Genomic DNA, 6,146 nt, shown 5'->3' with positions numbered 1-6,146 from the left:
AGGTTTTTCCTCTCACTTTCCCCTAATAATCCTCCTAAATATTGTCTGAAGCCGTTTTTTTGCGCTTCGTTTTTGAAGCAATTGTCAAACCGCCGACACCATCGGTCAAAGCAGGGAGGCATCGCAGCTGGGGTTGTCTCTTTCATCGCTGCTCTTTCAACGTAAAGTGCTTATTCTTTAACGATTATACTCGATTTGATCTTTATTTAGCGTTTAAGTCCCATTAGTAGAAACTCAAAAACAACCGGGATATGAACCACATATCAAACAGCACAGCTTAATTCGCAATGTTGCTTTCAAGCATCTAGTATCTACCCAAAGAAAAGAAGGAAAACCAAATCATGAATGATTTTCAATCTCCTCAATTAAGAGTCAAAGAACGTCTCACAAGTATCGATTTTACTGTTTTTGGAGAACTCGCTCAAGTTAAACAAAAAGGGGAAATTTTAGGGGCGACAGGAAGTCATTTTGAAAAAGCACATTTTGGCGCATTTATCTGGCATTTAATTGGTTATGAACGCCATATTAAGGATAAAATGGGACAGCAGCTCTCTATTCAAGAACGGGCAAGTCGTTATGTGGAAGCATTTCTCTGTCTATGTCGATTAGGTTGGTATAAAGAAGCTAAATCTTTATTTTCTTTACCCTTAGAAATTCATGATCCAACTTCTTTCCCTTTGCACAAACAATTACGCATCTGGGGACGCTATGAAGATGGCATAAAACTGTGTAAAGAATTATTAGGAAATCTTGACAATGAAACCGATTTTCTCTGTTTAAGTGAACTTGGTTATATGTATCGAGAATTAGGACAATTTGACCAAGCAAAAAATTATGCGGAGAAACTCTTATCCTTAGCCGAGCAATTAAATAATCCTCTTTGGAAAGCAAGAGGAAAAGGAAATATAGCCACAATTGATGGAATAAAAGGGGAATATTTAAGCGCTGAAATAGGAATGAATGAAGTTTTAAATCTAGCCGAGATTATTCCCGATTGTGACGAAAAATTTGAGATTATTAATGTTGCTTATTTAAATCTGGGTAATTGTTATGGTTATCAGGGAAAAATTGACCAGACTATTGCTTGTTTAGAAAAATACTTAAAATGGGCAGAAAAAATTAAAAATCTTATTTATCAAGCAATAGCTTTACGAAATTTAGGAGAAGCACACCGGCGAATCAATGATTTGAATCAAGCTATCGATTATACTCAAAGAAGTCTTAACTTATCTGAGCAAATAACCGATGAAGCAGGAATTATTTTGTCTTTGGGAAATTTAGCCTCAATTTATGGGCAACAAGCAAATTTTCAGGAGTCTGAAAAATACTTTAAACAACAAAAGAAAAAAGCTTTAGCTATTTCAGATGTGGCGAGTGTTGCCCATGCTTGCGCTGGATTAGGAGAAATTTATAGTATCACTCGAAAGGATGATCTAGCCTATCAATATCTTAATCAAGCTTTAGATATTGCCCTCGATATTGGAGAAAGATATATAGAACTAGAGACTTTAATTGTTTTGGCAGAATTTGAAGAAAAAACCCATGATCTTAAATCAGCTATTAATCACTGGCAACAAGCCTTACATCTTTCTGAAAAATTAAATATTCTCTCCCATAAAGAGAACTGTGAACAAAACCTAGAAAGGTTGTTAAACCCCAACTAAGTTGAGACTGAGTAACGCACAGAAAACGGGTTTCTCGGAGAAACCCGTTTTCTACTCATGCACTCATGCAAAAGGGGGAATACATAATCAGTTTTTAATAACTGGATTTAGTATGACAAGCAACTCGTTGTCACCCCTTCAGCGGTCACATTAGATTGAAACAATCTGAATTTCCCTGACTCGGTGCATTGGTTTGGTTGGCTTTTCGGTGGTGATTAGTTCATCAGCTTGAATTTGCAGCGCAGCAGCAACATGAAGTGCATCCATCGCCGCTAAACCGTAAGTGCCAGCAATTTCATGACTCACTGCATCCTCCTCGACGTGCAGCAAGTTCTTGTTCTATTTCGTCTTCATTGAGCAGTTGCAATCCAGCCGAAATTGCCCTCTGTCGGATTTCCCATAACTTTTTGCTTAATGGTGTTTGGGGAATAAATTTTAATTATATCTATTACTTCGCTACCATTATTATTCAATTCTTTAATTAAGAAGTCTAAAGATAGCATAATTACTTATTCCGAATATTGGTATTTAGGCATTATTATAGCATTCCAATTTTCTAAAGTCAAACCCTCAACTCTAGCTAAATTAATACCATTAGTTTGTAGAATAGGAAATACTTTTTAATCTTTAATTCTTAGGATAAGTTGAGGTATAGTTTCTCATCTTAACTTTAATTGGAGCGATCGCTGTTTTATTAAGTTTGAGAAGGGTGATCGCTGTTTTTCTGTAAAGGCGAGAGTGGCGATCGCTGTTGAGTTGAGGATGAAGGAGAAATTTGAGCTATAATAGGGGATAAAATTAACAAACAAGGTAATTATCAATGCCATTAAAGCAAAAGTATATTACTGATGAACAGGGTAATCAAATCGGTATTCTTTTAGATATAGAGGAATATCGAAAACTCCTAGAAGATTCTGAAGAATTGAATGCTATTAGAGCCTATGATTTAGCTATTTTGGAAGAGGAAGAAATTCCTTTTGAAGAGGCGATCGCCGAAATTGAAAATAGTCGTCAATGAATTACACTATTGCGATTAAAAAACAAGCTTCTAAGGCTTTAGCTAATCTTCCCCAAGATAGTTATCAGAAAGTTCGAGACGGGATTAGAGCATTAGCTGACAATCCAAGACCAGCAGGGTGTCTCAAACTGACAGGACGAGAAGGCTGGCGGATTCGGATTGGAGTTTATCGCGTTATTTACGCGATAGATGATTCCGCAAAAAAGGTGATTATTTTAGATATTGGACATCGAAAGGACATCTACCGATAGGCGATCGCGTTTTTAATAAAAATTTGGAAGAGGCGATCGCTATTTTACTGTGAGAAGAGGAGGGCGATCGCTTATAATAAATCCAGTGATCAAAATAGAAGGAGGCAAATGCCAGCAAAAGACCTCTATCACGAAGCCGTTAAAAATGCCTTAATTAAAGACGGCTGGACAATTACGGCTGATCCTTATCCTATTGAATTTGACATCCTCGCCGCCCTAAAAGTGCGGCGATTCCTAAACCTCACGATTTAAGTTTCTGCTTCCACCACCGTCGCATACCACAGTTAAAAAACCATGTACTGTCTTACACAGAGTCCACAGACTTTCGCCCCATTTCAGAAGCCCGATTCCGTGTGTCCCACGGTACGTTGACCGCCTATAGCTTCTTGTACTTGTTGCGCGCGACTTTTTACCCGGCCAAGCTTTTCTGGTCGGAACCCCCTAAGCCGAGTTTTCAAGGTGCTGCGCCGTCCACTTGGTTTTCGAGACTGGCCTTTTAATTCTAACGTAAAGCCAACCTAGAACGGCGGGGTTTCAGACCCAAAATTTCCGATGAAGACGCTGAATTGTATCCAGACCTGGCGATCGAGAAATATATTTCCGAAGAACAAAGACAACGTAAAATTATCATTGAAATTAAAAGCTTTCTTGGCCTTTCAATGATGAAAGACTTTGAAATGGCTTTGGGACAATATATTTTTTATCGTGATCTTATTCAATTAGGGCAAGATGAATACCAAGAAATCTATCTGGCTATCAAAGATGAAATTTATGAGACTTTTTTCCAACGAAAATCTATTCAAGCCGTTATTAAAAGACACCAATTAGATTTATTAGTTGTCAACATCGAAAAAGAGGAGATTGTCCAATGGATAAACTAACTAACTATCGCCAAATTATTCAAAATACCTTAACAAAGCTAGACGAAATTGCGAATAGCTCATCCCAAAAAAAACTAGAAACCTGTTTGATTTTTGATGAAAATCATGATCATTATCTATGGATGTCTATTGGTTGGATAAACAAAAAGAAAATCAACAATATTCAGATTCATATTCGTATTAAAAATGAAAGAGTTTATATTGAACAGGATTGGACAGAAATAGGAATCACCTCTCAATTATTAGAAGCAGGGATTCCCAAAGAAGATATTGTTTTAGCATTTCATGATCCTGCAAGTCGTAAATTAACAGAATTTGCTATTGCTTAATCAGGGGCGATCGCTGTTTTACTGTGTAGATAGGAGAATGCGATCGCATTTTTAGCTGAGGTTAAGAAGGGCGATCGCATTTTTAGCTGAGGTTAAGAAGGGCGATCGCTGTTTTTCGGAGTTTGAGAGGGGCAATTTGAGCTAAGTACCTAAGCAAAATTAATTACACATATCTAACCACCTCTTGCCTCCTGCCTTTTGCCTATCTTCACTAGGAAATTAATTTTGCACGACTACTTATAATGGGACTTAGACAAAAAACAAATCGAGAAAAGCCTCAACCCCAATCCCTGCTTGGGATTTACTTCGAGAAGCCCAAAATCGCTGAAACCCAGATAGATCAAGGAAAATCATAAATCGAGGTTAACCCTTTGTCCCGTAATGGTTTGAGCCTTTTTTGCTGCCCGAAAATGCCTAAGTCCCAATAATAGGGGAGAAAATTAACCTAAAGATTCAGGTGCCTCAAACGCATTCACAGAGAGGCTTCTACAATCTCAAAACTCGCCAAACTAACAGATTCATTCTCAATAAGCACGAGAATTAAGGCTTTTAGCATTTCTTTCTTAATGAGAGTGAGTATTTTGGCATAATTCGCCCAAATGCTTACCTAGTATAGGTTTGACTGCTTTAATCGTCGATTGATTTGGTTTGATTCAATGGAAAATCGGCTCTCCCAGGTTTGGTGGGTAAAATGTATTCTAAGATACATTCCTCAAGAGCGAGGGAGTGGAAGGAACCACTCCAGACAGAGAGGACACAAAGATCGATCGATCCTATGTAAGTTAAACTGATCACACAGAACCTAGAAGAGCCTGAATGATGAATTATGAATGATGAATTATGAATGATGAATTATGAATTATGAATTATGAATGATGAATTATGAATTATTGTGTAAGATGGTGATCGCACTACAACGCCCACCCTACTCCAATGGAAAGGCAAAAGATGGCTACTACTCTTGAAAGCTTACAGGAATTTATTGATTTTTGTCAACAGCATATTACTGGCAAAGAAAGGAAAGAAGCTCAGATTTTCCTAGACCGTTTCTTTCGAGCTTTTGGTCATAAAGGTGCGTTAGAAGCGGGTGCAACCTATGAGGAGGCGATTACTAAAGGTAGCAAGAAAGGTAAAACCGGATTTGCTGATTTAGTTTGGAAACCTCGTGTTTTAATTGAAATGAAAAAACGAGGAGAAGATTTAAGTAAGCACTATCCCCAAGCTTTTGAATACTGGAGTCGCTTGGTTCCTAATCGCCCTCGCTATGTCTTATTATGTAATTTTGATCAGTTCTGGATTTTTGATTTTGATCTTCAAATAGATGAACCGGTAGATCGAGTCAATCTCAACGATTTGAAAAGTCGGGTGAGTGCCTTCAATTTTATGGAAGCAGGGAATCGTACCCCTATTTTTCAGAATAATCAAGTCGAGATTACAGAAACGGCGGCGCGGCGGATGGGTGAGTTGTTTCAACTGTTAAAAAAACGCGGTCATAAAAGCGGTTTTGATGAGTTGACAGCCCAGCGATTTATTTTGCAGTGTGTATTAGCAATGTTTGCTGAGGATCGAGGATTGTTACCGAGAGATTTATTTATTTCTTGTGTACAAGAGTGTCTAAATGGTGGCAATTCCTATGATGTCTTGGGGGGATTATTTCAACAGATGAACCAACCCGGAATTACCCCCGCTGGCAAGTATCAGGGAGTGGATTATTTTAATGGGGGACTGTTTAGTATAATTCATCCGATTGAATTAACTAATAAAGAATTAGAGTTTCTGGATGTGGCGGCGCGTCAGGATTGGAGTAAGATCCGTCCGGCAATTTTTGGTAATATTTTTGAGGGGACAGCTAATACTGAAGAGCGTCATACTTACGGGATGCACTTTACCTCAGAAGCGGATATTATGAAAATTGTTCGCCCAACTATTAGCCGTTACTGGGAGGAGAAAATTGAGCAAGCTGGGACGATTGGCGAGTTAAATACACTTCAGTTAGAATTACA

Annotated in this window: 9 protein-coding genes and 2 pseudogenes; 7 read left to right on the top strand and 4 right to left on the bottom strand. The window is 38.1% G+C overall.

What is annotated here, in order from left to right:
- Positions 1 to 146, bottom strand: a pseudogene (locus H6F92_RS09870) (IS701 family transposase); the annotation flags it as partial.
- A 195-nt stretch (positions 147 to 341) separates the two neighbouring features.
- On the opposite strand from H6F92_RS09870, the gene H6F92_RS09865 reads away from it, so the two are divergent.
- Complete coding sequence (locus tag H6F92_RS09865) at positions 342 to 1,664, top strand: tetratricopeptide repeat protein (RefSeq protein WP_190357698.1); 1,323 nt, start codon at positions 342 to 344, stop codon at positions 1,662 to 1,664.
- 150 nt (positions 1,665 to 1,814) lie between these two features.
- Here the strand turns inward: H6F92_RS09865 and H6F92_RS09860 are convergent, their stop codons facing one another.
- Both H6F92_RS09860 and H6F92_RS09855 read right to left on the bottom strand, forming a co-directional pair.
- Complete coding sequence (locus H6F92_RS09860) at positions 1,815 to 1,994, bottom strand: PIN domain-containing protein (protein WP_149988735.1); 180 nt, start codon at positions 1,992 to 1,994, stop codon at positions 1,815 to 1,817.
- Between the two features lie 20 nt (positions 1,995 to 2,014).
- Positions 2,015 to 2,167, bottom strand: coding sequence for a hypothetical protein (locus H6F92_RS09855; protein ID WP_159036965.1), 153 nt, complete (start codon positions 2,165 to 2,167; stop codon positions 2,015 to 2,017).
- A gap of 317 nt (positions 2,168 to 2,484) precedes the next feature.
- On the opposite strand from H6F92_RS09855, the gene H6F92_RS09850 reads away from it, so the two are divergent.
- The 5 genes from H6F92_RS09850 to H6F92_RS09830 all read left to right on the top strand — a co-directional run bounded on the left by H6F92_RS09850 (position 2,485) and on the right by H6F92_RS09830 (position 4,143).
- Positions 2,485 to 2,682 carry a hypothetical protein gene (locus H6F92_RS09850; RefSeq protein ID WP_190357697.1) on the top strand — a complete coding sequence of 66 codons (198 nt, stop codon included), beginning with the start codon at positions 2,485 to 2,487 and terminating at the stop codon, positions 2,680 to 2,682.
- Entirely contained in the window at positions 2,679 to 2,933 is a 255-nt protein-coding gene (locus H6F92_RS09845) for a type II toxin-antitoxin system RelE family toxin (RefSeq protein WP_002760111.1), read from the top strand. Before H6F92_RS09850 ends, H6F92_RS09845 begins: the two co-directional genes overlap by 4 nt.
- Positions 2,934 to 3,041: 108 nt before the next feature.
- Positions 3,042 to 3,185, top strand: coding sequence for an element excision factor XisH family protein (locus H6F92_RS09840; RefSeq protein ID WP_081330935.1), 144 nt, complete (start codon positions 3,042 to 3,044; stop codon positions 3,183 to 3,185).
- A gap of 293 nt (positions 3,186 to 3,478) precedes the next feature.
- Complete coding sequence (locus tag H6F92_RS09835) at positions 3,479 to 3,814, top strand: element excision factor XisH family protein (RefSeq protein ID WP_190357699.1); 336 nt, start codon at positions 3,479 to 3,481, stop codon at positions 3,812 to 3,814.
- Positions 3,802 to 4,143, top strand: a complete 342-nt coding sequence (locus H6F92_RS09830; RefSeq protein WP_190357696.1) for a XisI protein — start codon at positions 3,802 to 3,804, stop codon at positions 4,141 to 4,143. Before H6F92_RS09835 ends, H6F92_RS09830 begins: the two co-directional genes overlap by 13 nt.
- Before the next feature lie 607 nt (positions 4,144 to 4,750).
- Here H6F92_RS09830 and H6F92_RS25900 read toward each other — a convergent pair.
- Positions 4,751 to 4,938: pseudogene (locus tag H6F92_RS25900) on the bottom strand (hypothetical protein).
- 153 nt (positions 4,939 to 5,091) lie between these two features.
- Between H6F92_RS25900 and H6F92_RS09825 the strand changes: the two are divergent.
- Positions 5,092 to 6,146 (top strand): class I SAM-dependent DNA methyltransferase (locus H6F92_RS09825; RefSeq protein WP_190357695.1); only part of this gene is annotated, 1,055 nt, incomplete at its 3' end.

Origin of the sequence: Microcystis wesenbergii FACHB-1317, from assembly GCF_014696875.1 — a bacterium.
Taxonomy (GTDB): Bacteria; Cyanobacteriota; Cyanobacteriia; order Cyanobacteriales; family Microcystaceae; genus Microcystis; species Microcystis wesenbergii_A.
Note: the sequence above shows the minus strand (reverse complement) of the source record. Positions and strands in the feature narration are given on the sequence as shown.